Origin of the sequence: Haloferula rosea, from assembly GCF_016595525.1 — a bacterium.
Lineage (GTDB): Bacteria > Verrucomicrobiota > Verrucomicrobiia > Verrucomicrobiales > Akkermansiaceae > Haloferula > Haloferula rosea.
This window is the reverse complement of sequence record NZ_JAENII010000004.1, coordinates 314,365-331,779: the sequence shown is the minus strand read 5'-3', so window position 1 is coordinate 331,779 and position 17,415 is coordinate 314,365. Positions and strand designations below refer to the sequence as shown.

Below are 17,415 nucleotides of genomic sequence, written 5' to 3'. Positions count from 1 at the left end.
TACGGGTAGGCGACTAGGCATGATTCGTCGGGCAGGTCCTCGGGCCGAGCCCGGCGGCATCGAAGCAGCATTGGATCACCTGGCGCAGGCCGGGCGTTCCGAGGATGAGCCCGGCCAACGCCCATGGCAGCGCAAGGTGCTGCAGGGCCATGGCAAACGCAGACACTCCGGATTCCCTGCGCCCGGTGGCAGGATCCAGCCAGGTCATCCGCTGCAAGGGTTCGGCGGGCCAATCGCGGGCATTCCGAAGGCGGATCCGAACCGGATCGCGACGGGCAAACCACCCGCCCAGCGAAGCGCAGGGACCGCAGTCGAGATCGATCCAGAGTTCGCACTCCTCCTGACCCGCCGGCTTCCAGCGCGGTATCCAGCGCCTGACCCTGCTCCGATACACCTGCCATTCCCTGCCGAAACGCTCATCCATGTCGCGCGATTCCGACCAACGCGCGAATCCTTCCGAGTAGATGATTCCCAGACCGGCAACCACCAACGGCCACACGCTCCAAAGGTACGCTGCCTCTAGTAGGAGAAGCAGGGTCATCGAGATCTGCATCGGGTTGGCGACGAATCCGTAGCTCCCGTGGGTGACCAGGCGGACCGGCGGGTCCAGCGGCACAGGCGTGCCACCCCCGCCCCGGGCCAGATCCCGCATCGCGGTGAGCCCCGGCAGGGCGAAGAGCCATGCCGCCGGAATCCACATCGGCTCCGCGACCACTTTGCCGAGAACGGCCAGCGCACTGGATGACTCCAGCGTGGCGAGAAGCGGCAGACCGAGCAGGGTTCCACCGAAGCAGACTGCCAGCAATCCGACCCGTCCCTCCAGGTGGGTTCCGAGTTGCGTCCATCGGCACAAGAGCAGTCCCGGAAGCAGCAGGGTCGCGAACAGAACGATGTCGGCAATCCACCAAGAGGCGGAGAGCGTGACGACCGGCTCAAGCTGCGGCATGACTCCCAGATCGAGGGAAACCAACGCCATGACGGCAAGCGGCCAGCGGGCGCCGGCAGCGTGGATGGCGAGCGGGGCCAGCCAGCCCCAGGCGATGACCCAACCGAAGTAGAGGGACAGCGGCATGCCGGCCAGATTCGGACCCGCGGCCTGGTAGGACCACATCCCCAGCGCCCGCGCCCCGAGATCCAACCACGGCAACAAGGCGGCAATCCAAACCGTGGAGAACAGCAGTCCGATGGCGAGCCGACCTTGAGGCCTCAACCACAGGGTCAGCACCCCCGCCATGACCAGCGGGCCATAAAGCACCCCCACCTGAATGGCAGCCTCGCGGGTCATTGATAGGTCTCTTGCAGAAAATACTCGCCGGCCTTGCGCACGCCGTAACGTTCGATCGGTTTGAAATACCAGGCGGGGTCGAGCAGCCGTTCGTAACGCATGGTAAGTCGCACCCGGGTGCCACCCCGCTCCGGGATGAGCTCCCACTCGGCTTCCTGCCAATCAAGCCAGTGGGCGATGTGGCTGGTGTCGTCTTGTTTCACCACCCGCGCCCGACCCTCCCCACTGACCACCACTTCCGCTGTTAGATCGCCGGGCTTGCCTTCACCGCCGGCAAAGTGGATGCGCCAGTTGTCACCGACCTCCAGGCCGGTGCCGTCGATCTCCCTCGGCATCGGGAACCCCATCCGGAGGAACAAGGGCAGTCGGGAGAGATCGAAATCCGGGCCCACACTGAGCTCCTCCCACGCTTCCTCCGGCTTCATCGATGTCCACTGTTCCACCACGACCACCTCATCCCGTGGAAAGGACAACCAACCCGTGACGCCTTCCAGACTCATGAGCAGCAGCACGGGGAGGATCACGACGCGGAACCGGTTCATGTCCCGCTGCACGCGCGAGCGGTCCACGAAGATCCCGATGATGAACCCAATCGCATAGAAGAGCGGCGCCGCCATCACGATGCAGATGAATCCTTCAATGAACAAAATGCCCAGAAGGAGGAGGAACAGCGTGATGCCCCGCATGATCATCCCCGTCGCCGTCTTCGACGCGGGAAGATAGGCCAGCAGGACCGCAAGCAGGGTCGGCAGCCCGATGAACATGAGCGCTGTCTGCTCGTAGTGCGTTGCCACCAACAAGCGATACGCCAGCGAGACCACCGCGGTCGTGATGACCAGAGCAAGGTAGGGACCGACCTTTTTTCGTGGCATCGGTGGTTCGACCACAGGCTCTGGCGGAGTTTCCGGTTCCTCACTCATTTAATTTCTGAGTTTTCAGAAATCTCTGAAACTGTCAATGCTTTGCTCATGGGAGACCCGATGTCGGCTCATGCTTGAGATCCGAGAGCCCCGGCACGAGACAGGCGCCATGAGTTTCACCTCCGGTGAACTGGCTAGAAATCGAAGTCCCTTGCACTCGGCTTCACCAATAGGATCACGCCGAGGATGAGGGCCACCCAACCGTATCGACCGGGCGAATAGCGGCTGGAATAGGAGGTGCCACCATCGATGATAATCGCTGCGATCCCCAATAGAATGGCAATCGTACCGACCACCCGTGGAAGAAACTTCCCCAGCTTCGCCGGCTTCAACTCTTGCGCCGCCTTCACTCGAATCGAGATCCGCTCGATCCCCACATCGCCGAGAATGCCCTCCCACCCCTTGTCGTCGATTTCCCGGCGGACCACCTGCAGCGACTTACCCGCCAACAGCTGATCCTCCACCCATGATTCAAGTTCCTCGCGGGATGGAGTCTTCACGGAACGAGACTGACAGCCACAGGCCGCACCGACAAACCCAACCCATCTCCCAAGTGCCTGCACCGGTTCGGGTTCATCCCTTGCCACCGTACTCCCGCAGGACCGACGCTAATTCCAGCACTCCTCATCAAGCATCCACACGACGCTGGCCGACTGGATCTCCTGCTGCCTCAGCTTGAAGAGATTCTGGCGGGTTTGGACCTGGTCGAGCGTGACAAGCGATTGATCGGCGGTCGCTTCCAGCTTCGCGGCCTGAACCTGCGCTTGCTTCATCTCGCGCCAGCTGCGGATCAAGGTGCGGACTTCCTCGCGGACCGACTCCGTCTTCAGCCTGACATCCGGTTCACTACCCAGATCGATGTGAATCATCTCGGCCAACTTGTCGGTCACGAGCTTGGTTCCGGGCACCGCAGGCTTCTGTTGATCGTGCGCTTTCTGCAAGGCGGAGACGAGTTCCTGCGAACGGGTCAGCTTGCACCATCGCTGCCAATCGGTGAGGTCCGGCCTCTCCATCTTCCGGTACGTCGGAAGCCCGCTGCCGTCCTTCTTGAAATGCACGTCGTGATACTCCGCATTGAAAAAATCGCGGACCTCGGTGAGCCAGACACTGCGCGCCTGACGGAGCGAGTTCTGCCAGCTCTGACGCGCGGCCACGAGCTTCGGGTCCGCATCCTCAGGGAGTGGCTTTGCTTCACCGAGCTGGGCGATCTCCCCGTCGATCAACTCACCCGTCTTCAGGAGGCAATGGAGTTTGACCTTCTCTTTCCGCATGCGGACTTCGGCATCGAAACTCTCACAGGTCTTCTCCCAGGTATTCTGTTCGATCTGGTGGGACAGGTCCTTGAGCTTGCTGACCGAGCGGAGTTGCTGCGGTAGCTGGGTCACCGGAGTCTCGAGGCTCTTGAGCAGATTGTCGGGCTTGAGCAGGTCACCCAGAGACAGGTCCACCATGTCCTTCACCTGGTCGGTGAGTTCCTCGACGATCGGCGTGTGTTCCATCGCCTGCAGATAGCCGATTTCCGCCGAGCGGTATTCGAGATTGCGGGACTCCATCAGGTCCTCCGCCTCACTCCAACTGATCTCCACCGTCTCGAACGGTGATTGCGCCCTCACCTCGTCGGCATACCGCTTTCCCTCGACCCGCGCGTGCTCTTCAACCGAGCCAGTGACGTGCTGCGTCACACAGCCACCGGTTAGAACGACCACCGTGGCGATTGACGCCGGGAGCAAGGCATTCATCGCTTCCCGATACGGCCGGTGATCGGAGGGTCTTTCGGAAAGACAAAAGAGTCGTGACCGATGAATCAATCGGGCTTGATGAAGCGGAGACAGTAGTTGTCCTTGAATCCGGGAACCTTGAGCTTAGCGTCGAAGGTGAACCCGGCGTCTTCGATTTCCTTGCGAAAGACTTCCTCGCCGGCCCGGACATGGCCGAGCGTCCACTCACTGGACACTCCCTCGATGCGGATGAAGTCGATGAGAATGATGCGCCCTCCGGGTTTCATTGCCCGATGCAGGGAGGCAAGCGAGGTCTTCGGGTACTCGAAGTGATGATAGACATCGCAGATGAATGCCAGGTCGATGGATGCAGTCGGCAGGGTCACCGAATCCTCGGGGCAGAGGACGGTCGTGATGTTCTGCTGTTTCTCCTGCGCCGCCCGCGCCTGGATGTGCTCGAGGAAGCGCGCATTGATGTCCACGGCATACACCCATCCCTTCTCACCCACCGCCTTGGAGAAAAGCCGCGTGTAGAGCCCGGTGCCGGCCCCGATGTCGGCAACCGTCATGCCGGGCTGGATCTCGCAGATTTCCAGGACGTCCTTCCGGTTGTGGAATACTTCACGGGACTCGACCTCGAAGCGTTTCAGCCAATCGTCCACCTTGAGGTCCGGATCGAGATAGCGCTGGTTGATCCCCGGCTTGACGCTTTTCTCGCCCGTCGTCGGAGCATCCTGTGCGGTCACCGGCAGGATGAGGAAGAGGGCACTTAGACTCAGAAGGCAGGACCATTTCATGATCGGAACTCTGACAAGAAGCCGCGTGCGAAGCGAGCCACAAGTCAGCACCGACCACGAGCCACCGGACCTCCATGCTTGCCGTCCTGACCGCCGGATGATTCTCTCACCACCCCGGGTCCGTTAGATCCTGCATCGATGCGGATCGTGTCACCCGCCCGGGACTTGATCATGTTTGGAATCGTCATCACCGCCGCCTTGCTTTGCCTCATCATGTTTGTGCTCGCACGGCACGAGGCCGACTACTCCTTCCCGAAGGTGGCGCTGATTGCACTGGGACTGGGGCTTTCCAATTTCTGCCTCACGCTTCTGGCCGGAGACCTGATCGCCCTTGTCGTGGTGCTGGGGCTGATGGTGTGGGCGCTCCATCAGTTCTGCTACCTCCGATGGGGGATGGCCGGCCTGGTGACGGTCACCTATCTCGTCTGCCAGGTCGTGCTTGGTCTGGTCATCGGATGGCTGGCGAGCTAGGCGCACCGCCGTCCGGGGTCGGCCCAGGCCCCGAGCTTCGGACGGATCCTGTCGGAACCGGGTGAGGAACTATTCCGACTCGGAAGTCATCCACTCGGCAAGAATCGGCAAATCAGCGGCGGCGAGGTCCAACCGGGTCAGCTCCTCCGCGGTGCACCAGCGGAGTTCGGAGTGTTCTCTGGCGTCCAGACTTCCGCTCGCGATGCGACACCTCAGCGGGATGAGCTCAATCGGCCCCCGGCCGTAGTCGTGAACGACGGGAGTCAGCGCCTTGCCCACATCGACCGTCACCCCCAGCTCTTCCTGCAATTCTCGCACGAGGGCCCGCGCAGGGGATTCAGCCGCTTCGATCTTACCGCCGGGGAACTCCCACTTGCCGGCCAGGTGCTTGCCTTCCGGACGACGGCAGGCGAGCAGCCGACCCTGGTCGTCCTCGATGAGACCGGCAACGACGCGAATCATGATGAAACGCGGATTCAGCGCCCTTCGGCGATGCGCTCAGCGAGCATCTCGGGCAAGCCAGCCTCACGGATCTTCGCCTGGGTGGTGGCGATGTCGTACTCGAGACGGCGGAACACGATCAGTTTGTGCTCCAAATCGTAAATGGCATACGAGGCGCGCCAGTCGCCGTCACGTGGTTGACCGACAGAGCCCACATTGACGAAGTACTTCGAGCCATCCTCGATGGCGACGGATTCTGCGGCGACTTCCTCCACCTTGCTGCCCTTGATGTAGACGCGCGGCACATGGGTGTGACCGTGGAAACAGAGCTGGGTGAACTGGTAGGAGAAGTTCGACATCGCGTCGAAGCGGTTGGTCACGTAGTTCCAGTTCGACGGCTGGTCGAGCGTGCTGTGCACCACGGTGAAGTCTGCGATCTGGCGGACCATGCGCAGTCGGCGGAGCCACGTCCTCTGCTCCTCGGAGAGCTGCAGGCGCGTCCATTCCAAGGCCGCGGCCGCCACGGGATTCATGGTTTCCAAGGAGTGCTGCCCGGAGGCGTCCTCATCGTGGTTTCCCTTCACCGTCGGGCAATCGAGCTCGCGGATCCGCTCCAGACAGGCCGCTGGGTCGGCATTGTAGCCGACCACGTCCCCGAGACAGATGTAGTCGGTGCAGCCTTGATCGGCGGCGTCAGCCAGCACGGTTTCGAGGGCTTCAAGGTTGGCGTGGATGTCTCCGAAAATGGCTATGCGCATGGGACCGGCAGCGGACTCTTCAGACGGAGAAGCTGACGGAGCGGGAGCGTGGCTGTCGAGTGAAACCACGGGTGGAGCTGGAGGCGGTCCGCTGGGAGGCTGCATGAGTGTTTCGGAGGGTCGGGAAATTCGGTTTCAGGGAACGGCGTGGGCTACTCCTGGTTGAAGATGCTTCTCTCGGAGGGCACCTTGAGTTCGCGTTCGAGTCGACGGACCTCGGCTGCGACCCCGTTCATAGGGAAGCCTTCGCTGCTACTTAAGTAGTAATTTCCCAAAAGCTCGTACGCCCGCTCCGAATCTCCGAAAAGATCCAAAGCAAGCAGGTGAGCATCACGATCGGGTTGCTCGCGCATTTCCAAGGCAAACCGGAGCGACATCAAGGTCGGCACATTCCCGCCGGGCTCTTTCTGAAGTCGTCGAACCAAGGGCAGGGCCTCATCCACGCCATCCTCGGTCCGCGCCAGGGCATAGACGTAGGCCCGGGCCACGTAAGGCAGTGTGCCACCGATCTCCACGGCTTTCCCGTAGGCCTCGGCGGCCTTCTCATAGTCGACCAGCTTGTTCGGATCCGAATACAGCCAGCCGAGCTGCCGCCAGAGCAGGGCGTTCTCCGGATTCTGGCGGGTCCCTTCTTCGAGGAAAGCAGTTCCGCGCAGCACCCACTTGCGCCACTCGGCCTTGGCCCGGATCTCGGGAAGGGATGCATCGATCTGGTAGTGGGACGCGGCGTTGTAAGCCATGTGCCACGCGCCTGCATCCCAGTAGTAGGCCGAGTTCGGGGCCAGCTGGACGATGGTGTCGTAGGTGTCGGCGACCTTCTCCCACTTCTGCCCTTCGAAAAACCCGTAGGCGCGGAGGTTCAGTACGGTCGCCACCAAGGTCCGGAGACCACCCAGCGATACCGCCCAGAAACCCTGCCCGACCTTTTTCCGGGTCTCGAGGTTCAGCGGCTTCTGCAGGAGCGACTGCGCCCGGAGCTCCTCGGTCAACGCCTGCTCCACAGGCATGCGCACGATGCCCGCGACCAGCAACAGGCCGGCGGCAAGAAGGGTGCGACGAAGATTCGAAAACATGGCGCGACGATGAGGGTCAGAATTCCTTCCGCGAAAAAATCAGCCAGGACGCGAAGGTGTAGAGCACGAAGTAGAACAGGGTCACCGCGGCGACCTTCAACAATGAGGCCGCCGTCAGCAGCTTCCCTTCGATGACGGCATCGATGACGTTGTAGATCTGCAGGTCCGGCAGCACGATCGACATCACCGCGGAGCCCAAACGGCCGAGCATTCCCGTGCCGCTGAAGTAGAACTCACGCGCGTCGGCTTGGAAGAACCCGACGAAGAGCACCAGGAAACCCACGATGGCCGTAAACAATGTGCTGGTCGAAAAGGTGGAAAGGAGCAAGGCCACCGAAGCCATCACCACCGAACGCATGAAAACCACGGCTACCGCACCCTGGAGGTTCCAGGACGGCCCCAAGGCACGCGTTTCCTGCTCCACCTGGGCCATCATCTCCGTGGAGTAGCCCATGGCCTCTCCCATCTGCTGCTGGCTTTCCACGACCTGGTTCGTCCGCACCGTCAGGATCGCCGTCATCAGCAGATCCATCACCAGCAGGGAGACCAGAATGAGCGCCGTGATCCCGAGGAGCTTGCCGAGCAGGTAGTCGAGCCGCGGCACGGGTTTGGCGAGGATCGTGTAGAGCGTCCGGTCCTCCGCATCCTTTGGCAGGAGCAGGCCGGTCGCCACGATGGCCAGCACCAGCGAGAACATCGACATCAGCCCGATGCAGGTGTTCTTGATCGCGTAGAGCACCCCGATCCCTGCCGACTCCGGCGCTGAATGGGTCGGCAGATCGAGGAAGTTCGCAGCGATGGCGATGACGAAAAAGATGCCGAGGAAATAGAAGACCTTCATCCGCACCAGCTGGGTGAAGGTGTTTACAGCAAGCACCGCGATGCGACGCGGGTTCAGAGGTCGGTTCGGTGAGCCCATCAGTTCTTGCGGTCAGTGGTTTCGCGGAGAAAGAGTCGCTCCAGAGTCGTGCGGGGGCGCCCGGACCGGATCATCTCCCCACCGCCGCTCTCGGCGACGAGGCGGTTGATCTTTTCCAGCAACTCCGGCGAGGCATCCTTCAGGATCAGCTCGGTCTGGTCCTCGATCGCCAGCAACTCATCAAGCTGGCCTTCACGGATCATGCGCCCGCGGAAAATGATGCCCACCCGGTCACAGACTTCCTGAACCTGCTCGAGCAGGTGGGAACAGAGGAACACCGTGATGCCCCGTTTTTTCAGCGCAAAAATCAGGTCGCGAATCTGACGCGAACCAATCGGGTCGACCCCCGCCGTCGGCTCATCGAGAATCACCAACCGGGGTTCCTGCACCAGCGCTTGGGCCAGACCGATCCGCTGCAGCATCCCCTTCGAGTAGCCCCCGAGGCGTCGGTCCCGGGCGCTCTCCAGATCCACCAGATCCAGTAGCTCATCCACCCTGCTTTCGAGCGATCGACCGCGCAGGCCGCACAGTTTCCCGTAGAAGCGCAGGGTCTCCGCACCACTCAGGTGTTTGTAGAAATACGGGTTCTCCGGGAGAAATCCGACCTGCTCGCGCGAATCCACTTCCAGCGAGTCGGCCCCGAAGATCCGGCAGGTCCCCGAGCTGGGGGCCACCAGCCCGAGCAGCGCCTTCATCGTCGTGGATTTCCCCGAACCATTCGGCCCGATCAGCCCATACACCTCGCCGGGCTGGATGGTGATCGATACCCGGTCCACGGCACGCAGCGGCCGCCCCCCGAACTGAGGACGGAAGACTTTGACGAGATTCTCGATATCAACGGCAGGATCCATGATGGCTCGGCAGGATGATAGAAGCCGATCCCGAGCACTGGCAACAAGCTTCCAAAGCAGAGCAGAATCGCAGTGGATTTCCCCAATCGATCCGCGAAACACCCGCCAATCCAGAGCTGACTGGACGGCCCACGCACCACGCGCCTCCCCAACGGGGAATCCGTTTCGTGACAAACTTCGGATTGTCTTCGTCCGGCAAGACTGCGAATCTCAGCTTCATGATGAACAAAATACGCATGATTCTCGCGGCAGTGATCGCGCTCGTCGTGACCAGCTGCATCGAGCACCACGTCGTTCTGACCGTGAACAAGGATGGCAGCGGCACGATCACCGAAGAAACAACCATGGGCGGTGCCGCCCTCGGCATGATGGGCGCCTTCGGCGGAGAAGCCGCAGGGAACCCCATGGATGACCTCGTCGATGAAGAAGAGGCCAAGAAGAAGGCCGCCCTCATGGGCGAAGGGGTGACCCTCGACAAAGTGGAAGCCATCGACGCCAACGGTCGCAAGGGCGGCAAGGCCATCTACTCATTCAAGGACATCAACCAACTCAAGTATTCCTACGGCGACTCCATCAGCGAAATGGGAGAAGACGCAGCCGAGCAAGCCGGGGAGGAAGTCGAAAAGTCCGAGCCCATCGAGTTCTCACTCAAGGATGGTGTGCTGACAGTGAAGAACAAGGAAGCCGCCGAAGCCATCGCGGATGAAGAGGGAGGCGAGGAGGACGCCGCCGAAGAGGAGATGGACGAAGCCAGCCTGGCCATGGCCAAGCAGATGATGGGCGACATGAAGATGTCGTTCAAGATCGAGATCCCCGGCGGCATCGAGGAGACCAACGCCACCAACGTAGAAGGCAACACGGTGACCATGATGGAGATGCACATGGGCAAGCTCCTCGAAAACCCCGAGAACTTCAAAAAGCTCAACTCCGCCAAGCCCGGCAATGCGGCTGACATGCAGGAAGCCCTGAAAGGCATTGATGGCGTGAAGGTGGAGAGCAAGGAAGAAATCACCATCAAACTCAAGTAGGAGCACCCCGGTCGCTAGAACCCATCAAACGAATGGCGGAGCCGGTGAGCGGCTCCGCCATTTTCGTTGGGCGTTGAGTGGTCTTTGGAAAATCGGCCTGCCTCAGACCTTGAGGTCGCCCTCGACGCCAACCGTCGGCTCGTTCCCCGACACCGCGGCTCCGATGAGCTTTGCCATGGTAAGGAACTTGTTGTGCTTGGTGTCCCAGTAGTGGGCATTTTCGGGCTCCACGCAGATCAGGCTCAGGTTCGGATCCTCCTTGCCGCCGGGAAACCAATTGCTGACCAGTTGGTTCCAGAGTTCATCGACCTTCTTCGGATCACAAGTGATCGTCGCCTTGCCATACAAGGTCAGGAATTCAAAAGCGGACGGATTCGAAAAAATCAGGTTCACCCGCGGATCCGTCACGATGTGTTGGTTGTGTGCCGAGTCCGCCGCGCTGAAAAACCAGATGCGTCCATCCCGATCGGTCTGCTGCGCCTGCATGGGGCAAACGTGGAAGGGCACCTGGCCGAGCTGGGTCGCGAACATGCAGGTCGAGGCATCGTTCACGAGGCTACGGATCTTGTGAATGGCGTCTTGGTCAGTAAGATTATCGGTTTCGCTCATGGTTTGTCGTGTTTGGTGATGCCGGACTTGCTCCAGCACCCCTTCCCAAAATAGCTCGTCGCATGCCGGACGTTGGAATGCGGCTTCCAGCCGTTCGCCGAGCTTGAACCGCGGATTCTTGCATGCTCGGACGTTGCAGAATGCTCGCTTTCACCTGAATCCAACCCGACCGGACTGCCGGTGAGCACGCATTCGGCACCTTGCATTTCCGACAACCTGAGCTAGCAACCCGGATGGCCGATACATTTCACGCATTCGCAGCCCTCGAGCAGGGAAAGCCGTTGGAGTCGTTTGAGTTTGACCCCGGACCGCTCGGACCCGAGCAGGTTGAGATCCGCGTGGAATCCTGCGGCATTTGCCATTCGGACCTGTCGATGATCGATAACGACTGGGGCAATGCCCAGTTCCCCCTCGTTCCGGGTCACGAAGCGATCGGGATCGTGGAAGCCGCCGGTGATCAGGTGAAAGGCGTGAGAGTCGGTGACCGGGTCGGCCTCGGGTGGTTCTCGGAATCGTGCATGTCCTGTCAGCCATGCATGAGCGGCCGCCACAACCTCTGCGCCGATGCAGAAGGGACCATCGTCGGACGCCACGGTGGCTTCGCCGACCGCGTGCGGGCGCACTGGAGCTGGGCCATTCCCCTGCCCTCCTCACTCGAGGCAGTGAGTTCTGGTCCGCTCTTCTGCGGCGGCATCACGGTCTTCGGGCCGATTGCCCATTTTGGGATCAAACCGACGGATCGGGTCGGAGTCGTCGGCATCGGTGGCCTCGGACACCTGGCGCTGCAATTTCTGAACAAGTGGGGTTGCCATGTGACCGCCTTCTCGTCCTCCGAATCCAAAACCGAGGAAGCAAAAAAGTTGGGAGCTCACGAAGTAGTGAATTCCCGCGACTCCTCGGCCATGGAGAAGATCGCTGGCACGCTGGACTTCATCCTCGTCACCGTGAATGTCCCGCTCGACTGGGACGGCTACATTTCCGCTCTCGCGCCGGATGGCAGACTTCACTTCGTCGGAGCAGTCCTCGAACCTGTGCCCGTGCCCGTCTTCCCGCTGATCATGGGACGCAAGTCCGTGTCAGGCTCACCGCTGGGCAGCCCTGCAACCGTAAGGGAAATGCTCGACTTCTGCGGTCGGCACGAGATCGCACCGCAGATCGAGACCTTTGCCATGGCCGATGTGAATGATGCCCTCGAACATCTGCGCTCCGGCAAAGCCCGGTACCGGATCGTGCTGACCCGATAGACCCGGTCCTGGGGCGGTCCATCTACCCCACGCCGACGCGCAGGTCACGAGCAGTCCAGACTTCTCCCGAGAGCGCGGCCAGCGCTCCTCTCGGCTTGCGAGCGCCGCTCTTCCGATTGGCGCCGAAACGGTCCCGGCATTCGCGAAATACCTCATCCACAAACCCACGCCCGCCGATCACTGCACCATCGGAGAAGTACCTCACCCGGTGGCGGATGAGCTTCGAGATCGAAACATCACACCTTCTCGATTCCATCGCCGCCAATTCCCTTTCCGCCACGTCACGGTTCATTCCCTGGCGCTTCACCCTTCCATCCACCTTCACCTCGACCCCCTGACCTAACAAGATCGCCCGATACTCCTTGGCCAGGCCTCCCTGCGCCCACGCTCTGGCCGTTCCCGCATGGCCTTCGTGCCCGCGCAGGGCGCGCACCAAGCCCGCACGAGCCAACTGACCTCCTGCGACCGCCTCCGCATAGCTACTCCAACGGTAGTCCGCCGGGTCTTTGCAGAGCCCGGCACGCACCGGGTTGAGGTCGATGTAGGCCGCCATCGTCCGCGCCGCCACCCCGTCCTCGACCAGCACACTCTTGAACCGTTGTTCCCACAGCCGCCCAGTCCGCCCGTGAGTTCGATTGAACCAATGGCTGAAGCGCTGGAGCAGCGCCTTCATGAACTCGCTCAGGTCGTGCATTCGATAGGAATACTGACCGACAATTCGATCCGCCTCCGCATCGTCCCCAGCCTCCCGCGCAGTGCGCAACGACTCGCCGACAGCTTCCACCCGGGCTTTTGAATAGAGCACACCCAGTCGGCCAAGAAACATCTCGTCCGGAAGCCCGCCGTTCGGCATTGGTGGGACCTCCAGCAGAAGGTGGAAGTGATTGGACATCAAGCAGTAGGAGAGCACCCGACATCCGGTGAACTTCTCGATCATGCGCATGAACATGCCGAATTTTTCCTTCTCCTCTGGCCCGAAAGCCATCCGGCGATCCACCACACGTGAGATCAGGTGGTAGATCGCAGGTTTCACTTGCGAATCCTTCCAAGGAGCAATCCACCGCGGCTTGGCCATGTCCGGACCTTGCCATCGCCCGAGCCACCAGACAAGCAGAGATTCCTATAAAAGGTGTGTCCTTCTATAAGAATTCCTCTTTTGGAAAGAGCCGGAATGGATTTCGGGCGGCGGTGGCACTCGTGGGCTTGCCCCGGGAGGAGATTGCGCCGATTCTCTGGGTATCGAAGGCAAGCACCCCAATCCCTACTTTCAGCTCCGCCGTCGGAGGTTCTCCGAGCCTTTGCTGCTTTTGCTCATTTTTTTGCTCGGAGTCTGGCTTTGGGACAATCATCTGGGCAAACCTGCGCTGCCACCCGGTCAGTCCGCCAAGGCCGACACCTGGGAGCTGGCTTTCCGCAAGGCGGATCGAGATCTGCGGCTGGCTGAGGGAACCGCACACATGCCCTCTTGGGTGCAGCCTCTGCTAGGGATCGACAACCTCCAGCAGACGCTTGCAACGCGCATCAACGCTTTGGCGCCTCTGGTATATGGCCGGCACCGTCATGACGAAACGGATCCTCGTTCGACGGCCATGGCGGACGAAGGGGCGTTTGCGCTCGGGGTCATGATCGCGGTTCATGGTCAGGGCAATGCCGCCAACGGCCCCTTCCAGCAGTTGGGTATCCCTGGTGCTCCATCGACGGAGGAAATCATGTCCCGCATCATCGAAGGCCGCGAGCACTGGTGGGACCTCGCCTACCTTCAGGCATTGGAACTGCCGGCAAGTGAGGCGGAGGCAGGAGCCTTCGCCGCCCAATTGGTGGATGCCCGGACGCGTCATCTGGTCAGCAACACGATCAAGGCCCGGGGTGCAGTGATTGCAGTGACGCTTGGCGGCCTGATCTTTCTGCCCGGCACACTGCTGGGCTTCATGCGAAGCGATAGACCACGGGGGTATGTCGGGCGGTGGACGCTGTCATTCGGCCTAGGGGTGTTCCTGCTCGCCTATTTGGCCTACCTGGGATTCAGCCTCAGTTTCAGCCACAGCATTGATTGGATTTCCCGCATTCCGAGCGACGAGGGTGGCCCCCTGATGACCATGCCGGTATTCATCACATTGGATTCCCTGACGCGGTTTCTGCCCGCGCTGATCGCGCTAGGACTGCTTTTCCGTCGCTGCCGGCACGCGATTTCACGCCTTGGACTGGCTGGTCCACTTGATGGCCGCATGGTCCTCGGGGGCTTCGCGATCCTGCAGATCATTGAATTCGGCCTCCGGATGACCATCGACCGCTCCGGCACTCCGGACGCCACCGGTGGTCTGTCGATGATGGAGGTCGGGCCCTGGGGATTGGTGCTTGGGGTCGCTTCTGCCTGTCTGGCAGCACCGGTCGCCGAGGAAATCCTCTACCGCGGGGTCCTTTTCCGCTCTTTGCACAACCGGATGCGGCTAGCTCCCGCCGTGCTGATCTCATCGGTGGTGTTCGCGCTGGTCCACTTCTACACATTGCCGAGCCTCATCATGGTCGGCTGTGTGGGCGCGGTCTGTGCCTTGGGCTATTCAGCGAGTCGGTCGCTCCTGACGGCCATTGTCCTCCACGCACTCTACAATGCATCGATAAAAATTCCGGAATGGATCGTTTATCAGACAGCGCTGTCTTGATGATCAGGCGCGAATGCCCTTTCCTCCGCACAGCACATGACGCACGAGACTTTCCAGGCTCCAGAATTGGAGCACCTCGCTGAACTTCTACCAGCCTTCGACTTCCAGGCATTCATCGCCAAGGGAGGCATGGGTGCGGTTTACAAAGCCCGACAGCGGTCGCTCGAGCGCGATGTGGCGATCAAGGTGCTGCCGCGGGAACTCGGGGAGGACGCCGGGTTCCGCGCATCTTTCGAAGTGGAGGCGAAGGCGATGGCCCGCCTGAACCACCCGAACCTCATCAGTGTGTATGATTTCGGCGATGTCGACGGGATGCCCTACATCGTGATGGAATATGTCGATGGCAAGTCGCTCTACCACTCCGCTTGGAACAAGCAGATCGAGCCGAAGCAGGCCGTCAGCATCATCAAGGGCATCTGTGCAGGACTGGGTCACGCCCATGAAAACGGGGTGATTCACCGCGACATCAAGCCCGCCAATATCCTCCTGACTCCCAAAGCAGAGCCGAAGATCGGTGATTTTGGTCTCGCGCTTGCTGCGGAGCACGACGACTCGGGCGTCCTGATGGGCACTCCCGGCTACACGGCACCGGAAGTCATCGCGGACCATTCGAAGTTCGACCAGCGGGCTGACTTGTTCGCGGTCGGAGTCATTCTCCACGAACTGGTCACCGGCCAGCGCCCTGACCCGGAGGGCAAGACCCCGCGGAAGACTTCAGGAGACCCGAAGCTCGACGCCATCTGGAAGAAGGCCGTCCAGCCAAACCCCGCGCTTCGCTACCCCACGGCCGAAGCCATGGCCAAGGATCTCGACGAGTGGGCACAAAATGCCGCTGCTCGTGCGGCCAACCCACTGATGACGGGAGCCACGGCCGTTGCAGCACCCAAGGCACCTCAAAGCGCAGGTCCCCCACCGCCACAGGCGGATGGCACGCCCGCTCCCGTCCCGGAGGTGCAGATCTCGACCGGCTCCAGCTGGGGATTGGTGCGGAACCTTCTGATCATCGCGGTTCTCGTGGTGGCAATCGGCTTCACCTACAAGCTCCTGAAGGAGACGCGTGCCAAACGTCTCGTCGAAAAGGAACGCATCGAGCGTGAGCAATACGAAGCCGAGAAGCTTGCCGCTGCTCAGCGCAAGCGCGCCGAAGAGGAAGCCCGGCTCGCCGCCCTGCGCGAGCGCGACAAACCGAAACCAAAGCCGGACGGCACCGACAAGCCGGAGCCAGAGCCCGTCCCCGAGACGCCTCTCGAGTCCCTTGCCCGTCTTCAGGACGCCCTGTTCGATGGAAAACGCGACGAAATGCCCATTGGCACCACTCGCCGCGGAAGCAGCGACTATTTCGTCGTCCCCGAAGACCTGTCGTGGCACCAAGCCGCTGCCTACGCCGAACGCCACGGTGGCCACCTCGCGGTAATCACCTCCGACGAGGACATCAACTGGTTTGCCGAACTTCTTCCCCGGGACAGCATCGCATGGGTCGGTGCCGGACGTTCCTCCGGAAAATCCTGGATCCAGATCGATGGCTCTGACTGGCCGCTTTCCAAGAATCCAGGAGGCGTTGGCGACTACGCGGCCGTCGATGAGCTCGGATTGCTTCGTGCGCGCCCGGCGAAAGCCAAGTTCCCCTTCATCATCGAATGGCACCGGGATGGGTCGAACCCGGCATCCTTGGCATCCATTCTCCAGCGGACCCGTTCGACCTTGGACAGCCCGAACCCGGTCTATCCTCCCGGCACCAAATCCCTCGATGGTCGCCATTTCGCCATCATTTCCCGTCCCATCAAACGACGCGACGCCGCCCTGATGGCCGAGCAGTCAGGTGGCATCCTCGCCGTTCCCGCGACCCGCAACGAAGCCGACTGGCTGGCCGAAAAGGCGGTCGAACTCGGTGAAAAGCTCTCCTTCTGGATCGGCGGATCCCGTCAGGGTGCCGTGTGGAAATGGGACAGCGGCGAGCCGTGGGAATTCGCCAAGTGGGCCGAAGAGGCCGACCCGGAAGAAGGCGGTGAATCGCTCGCACTGCTGACGGGCGAAGGTTGGGAAGACATGGACCCCACCGAAAAGATCGACGGTTTCATCATCGAGTGGAGCACCGATGCCACCCGTGCCGATGAATCCAGCGAGGAGGAGCAAATGGCCAACCAAGAAGGCGGAAACAGCTTGGAAGCCTTGAACTCCATGGCCGCCACTGCCTTGGAACGGATCGGCAAGGAACGCGACGACAAGCTTGCTGCCAATGCACGCACCTTCAACTGGGACCTCGATGTCTGGTTCCGGGGGTTGAACAGCAGCGACACCACCAACTGGCAACCCCATGTCGATGCCCTCAAGGCACTCGTGGTCGACAACCGCGTGCCAGGGCCCGATGCCTTCGGAGAAGGCTCGGAAATCGCGCTGTCACCCCGCATGGGCGAGGTCTGCGACTACGGCTACAAGAAGCAAACCGAGATCGACTTGGAACACGAATCGGCGGCCGACCGCATCCGGGATGCCTACATCGACCGGGTCAACACCGCCGCTCAGGAAGCCCAGACGAAAGGTCAGGATGGCTTGGCAAACAACCTGCGTCGTGCAGGAGCCGCTGCGAGCGAAGACCTCGATGTCTGGATCGAGAGCATCGTCTCGGAGTGACGCTGGCGCG

General features: G+C 61.3%; 17 protein-coding genes. 5 read left to right on the top strand and 12 right to left on the bottom strand.

The features are described 5' to 3' along the window. Positions 1-13: 13 nt before the first annotated feature. The 5 genes from JIN81_RS07555 to JIN81_RS07535 form a co-directional block, all read right to left on the bottom strand. A complete protein-coding gene (locus tag JIN81_RS07555; protein ID WP_200278227.1) occupies positions 14-1,285 on the bottom strand; it encodes a methyltransferase family protein in 1,272 nt (423 codons plus the stop codon). After that, positions 1,282-2,157: a hypothetical protein gene (locus JIN81_RS07550; protein WP_234044561.1), complete on the bottom strand. Its 876-nt coding sequence runs from the start codon at positions 2,155-2,157 to the stop codon at positions 1,282-1,284. Before JIN81_RS07550 ends, JIN81_RS07555 begins: the two co-directional genes overlap by 4 nt. Positions 2,158-2,339: 182 nt before the next feature. Further along, a complete protein-coding gene (locus tag JIN81_RS07545; protein ID WP_200278223.1) occupies positions 2,340-2,705 on the bottom strand; it encodes a hypothetical protein in 366 nt (121 codons plus the stop codon). 108 nt (positions 2,706-2,813) lie between these two features. Continuing rightward, complete coding sequence (locus JIN81_RS07540; protein ID WP_200278221.1) at positions 2,814-3,944, bottom strand: hypothetical protein; 1,131 nt, start codon at positions 3,942-3,944, stop codon at positions 2,814-2,816. A gap of 65 nt (positions 3,945-4,009) precedes the next feature. Beyond that, positions 4,010-4,720, bottom strand: a complete 711-nt coding sequence (locus tag JIN81_RS07535) for a class I SAM-dependent methyltransferase (RefSeq protein ID WP_200278219.1) — start codon at positions 4,718-4,720, stop codon at positions 4,010-4,012. A gap of 171 nt (positions 4,721-4,891) precedes the next feature. Here JIN81_RS07535 and JIN81_RS07530 point away from each other — a divergent pair, with 171 nt between their 5' ends. Beyond that, on the top strand, positions 4,892-5,191 hold the full coding sequence (locus JIN81_RS07530; protein WP_200278217.1) for a hypothetical protein: 300 nt from the start codon (positions 4,892-4,894) through the stop codon (positions 5,189-5,191). A gap of 69 nt (positions 5,192-5,260) precedes the next feature. On the opposite strand, the gene JIN81_RS07525 is transcribed toward JIN81_RS07530, so the two are convergent. The 5 genes from JIN81_RS07525 to JIN81_RS07505 all read right to left on the bottom strand — a co-directional run bounded on the left by JIN81_RS07525 (position 5,261) and on the right by JIN81_RS07505 (position 9,233). After that, positions 5,261-5,653: a (deoxy)nucleoside triphosphate pyrophosphohydrolase gene (locus JIN81_RS07525; RefSeq protein ID WP_200278214.1), complete on the bottom strand. Its 393-nt coding sequence runs from the start codon at positions 5,651-5,653 to the stop codon at positions 5,261-5,263. Positions 5,654-5,667: 14 nt separating this feature from the next. Then, positions 5,668-6,390 (bottom strand): metallophosphoesterase family protein, encoded by a 723-nt coding sequence (locus JIN81_RS07520; RefSeq protein ID WP_200278212.1) that lies wholly within the window; start codon positions 6,388-6,390, stop codon positions 5,668-5,670. A 152-nt stretch (positions 6,391-6,542) separates the two neighbouring features. After that, positions 6,543-7,463: a tetratricopeptide repeat protein gene (locus JIN81_RS07515; RefSeq protein ID WP_200278210.1), complete on the bottom strand. Its 921-nt coding sequence runs from the start codon at positions 7,461-7,463 to the stop codon at positions 6,543-6,545. Positions 7,464-7,479: 16 nt separating this feature from the next. Beyond that, on the bottom strand, positions 7,480-8,382 hold the full coding sequence (locus JIN81_RS07510; RefSeq protein WP_200278208.1) for an ABC transporter permease: 903 nt from the start codon (positions 8,380-8,382) through the stop codon (positions 7,480-7,482). Then, positions 8,382-9,233, bottom strand: a complete 852-nt coding sequence (locus JIN81_RS07505; RefSeq protein ID WP_200278206.1) for an ABC transporter ATP-binding protein — start codon at positions 9,231-9,233, stop codon at positions 8,382-8,384. The genes JIN81_RS07510 and JIN81_RS07505 overlap by 1 nt, the downstream gene beginning before the upstream one ends. Positions 9,234-9,451: 218 nt before the next feature. Between JIN81_RS07505 and JIN81_RS07500 the strand changes: the two genes are divergently transcribed. After that, complete coding sequence (locus JIN81_RS07500) at positions 9,452-10,261, top strand: hypothetical protein (RefSeq protein ID WP_200278204.1); 810 nt, start codon at positions 9,452-9,454, stop codon at positions 10,259-10,261. A 102-nt stretch (positions 10,262-10,363) separates the two neighbouring features. Here JIN81_RS07500 and JIN81_RS07495 read toward each other — a convergent pair whose 3' ends face one another. Next, positions 10,364-10,870, bottom strand: coding sequence for a pyridoxamine 5'-phosphate oxidase family protein (locus tag JIN81_RS07495; RefSeq protein ID WP_200278202.1), 507 nt, complete (start codon positions 10,868-10,870; stop codon positions 10,364-10,366). Positions 10,871-11,103: 233 nt separating this feature from the next. Here JIN81_RS07495 and ahr point away from each other — a divergent pair, with 233 nt between their 5' ends. After that, the gene (gene ahr, locus JIN81_RS07490) at positions 11,104-12,114 is read left to right on the top strand and encodes an NADPH-dependent aldehyde reductase Ahr (protein ID WP_200278200.1); all 1,011 of its coding nucleotides are present in this window, start codon (positions 11,104-11,106) and stop codon (positions 12,112-12,114) included. A gap of 22 nt (positions 12,115-12,136) precedes the next feature. Here ahr and JIN81_RS07485 read toward each other — a convergent pair whose 3' ends face one another. After that, the gene (locus JIN81_RS07485) at positions 12,137-13,147 is read right to left on the bottom strand and encodes a transposase (RefSeq protein ID WP_325100860.1); all 1,011 of its coding nucleotides are present in this window, start codon (positions 13,145-13,147) and stop codon (positions 12,137-12,139) included. 274 nt (positions 13,148-13,421) lie between these two features. Here JIN81_RS07485 and JIN81_RS07480 point away from each other — a divergent pair, with 274 nt between their 5' ends. Both JIN81_RS07480 and JIN81_RS07475 read left to right on the top strand, forming a co-directional pair. Further along, entirely contained in the window at positions 13,422-14,774 is a 1,353-nt protein-coding gene (locus JIN81_RS07480) for a CPBP family intramembrane glutamic endopeptidase (RefSeq protein WP_200278196.1), read from the top strand. A 36-nt stretch (positions 14,775-14,810) separates the two neighbouring features. After that, a complete protein-coding gene (locus JIN81_RS07475) occupies positions 14,811-17,405 on the top strand; it encodes a protein kinase domain-containing protein (RefSeq protein ID WP_200278194.1) in 2,595 nt (864 codons plus the stop codon). The last annotated feature ends 10 nt before the right edge of the window (positions 17,406-17,415 follow it).

Excerpts from the sequence above, each read along its gene's own strand:
- JIN81_RS07495 (WP_200278202.1), bottom strand. The coding sequence starts at position 10,870 with ATGAGCGAAACCGATAATCTTACTGACCAAGACGCCATTCACAAGATC.
- JIN81_RS07520 (WP_200278212.1), bottom strand. The coding sequence starts at position 6,390 with ATGCGCATAGCCATTTTCGGAGACATCCACGCCAACCTTGAAGCCCTC.
- JIN81_RS07525 (WP_200278214.1), bottom strand. The coding sequence starts at position 5,653 with ATGATTCGCGTCGTTGCCGGTCTCATCGAGGACGACCAGGGTCGGCTG.
- JIN81_RS07550 (WP_234044561.1), bottom strand. The coding sequence starts at position 2,157 with ATGCCACGAAAAAAGGTCGGTCCCTACCTTGCTCTGGTCATCACGACC.
- JIN81_RS07475 (WP_200278194.1), top strand. The coding sequence starts at position 14,811 with ATGACGCACGAGACTTTCCAGGCTCCAGAATTGGAGCACCTCGCTGAA.
- JIN81_RS07505 (WP_200278206.1), bottom strand. The coding sequence starts at position 9,233 with ATGGATCCTGCCGTTGATATCGAGAATCTCGTCAAAGTCTTCCGTCCT.
- JIN81_RS07510 (WP_200278208.1), bottom strand. The coding sequence starts at position 8,382 with ATGGGCTCACCGAACCGACCTCTGAACCCGCGTCGCATCGCGGTGCTT.
- JIN81_RS07540 (WP_200278221.1), bottom strand. The coding sequence starts at position 3,944 with ATGAATGCCTTGCTCCCGGCGTCAATCGCCACGGTGGTCGTTCTAACC.
- JIN81_RS07500 (WP_200278204.1), top strand. The coding sequence starts at position 9,452 with ATGATGAACAAAATACGCATGATTCTCGCGGCAGTGATCGCGCTCGTC.
- JIN81_RS07530 (WP_200278217.1), top strand. The coding sequence starts at position 4,892 with ATGTTTGGAATCGTCATCACCGCCGCCTTGCTTTGCCTCATCATGTTT.
- JIN81_RS07535 (WP_200278219.1), bottom strand. The coding sequence starts at position 4,720 with ATGAAATGGTCCTGCCTTCTGAGTCTAAGTGCCCTCTTCCTCATCCTG.
- JIN81_RS07555 (WP_200278227.1), bottom strand. The coding sequence starts at position 1,285 with ATGACCCGCGAGGCTGCCATTCAGGTGGGGGTGCTTTATGGCCCGCTG.
- ahr (WP_200278200.1), top strand. The coding sequence starts at position 11,104 with ATGGCCGATACATTTCACGCATTCGCAGCCCTCGAGCAGGGAAAGCCG.
- JIN81_RS07515 (WP_200278210.1), bottom strand. The coding sequence starts at position 7,463 with ATGTTTTCGAATCTTCGTCGCACCCTTCTTGCCGCCGGCCTGTTGCTG.